A 367-nucleotide genomic window follows, 5' to 3' on the forward strand; every position below is an offset into this window, starting at 1 on the left:
TTTGGTTGTTATACGGTATTAGCACCTGTTTCCAAGTGTTATCCCCTACTTCAAGGGCAGGTTACCCACGTGTTACTCACCAGTTCGCCACTCGTCTCAATGTTAAGTCAAGGAAATGCAAGCACTTCCCTTCGATAACCAAGACGCGTTCGACTTGCATGTATTAGGCACGCCGCCAGCGTTCGTCCTGAGCCAGGATCAAACTCTCATCTTAAAATGATTTCAAAATGATAAGCCTGTTAATAGCTCATGATTTTATTTATTACTTGTTTTACGAATTGACTTCGCAAATGTTTGGTTCCGAAATTAATCGGAACGCCCTGCACATTTGTTTGTCGAAAATTTTGTTCAGTTTTCAAAGGTCTAC

At 41.4% G+C, this 367-nt stretch carries 1 rRNA gene; it reads right to left on the reverse strand.

Annotated features, from left to right (window positions below):
• Window positions 1-214: ribosomal RNA gene (locus FC98_RS13910) — 16S ribosomal RNA — on the reverse strand; the annotation flags it as partial.
• Window positions 215-367: the final 153 nt, after the last annotated feature.

Source organism: Lentilactobacillus kisonensis DSM 19906 = JCM 15041, assembly GCF_001434135.1.
Lineage (GTDB): Bacteria > Bacillota > Bacilli > Lactobacillales > Lactobacillaceae > Lentilactobacillus > Lentilactobacillus kisonensis.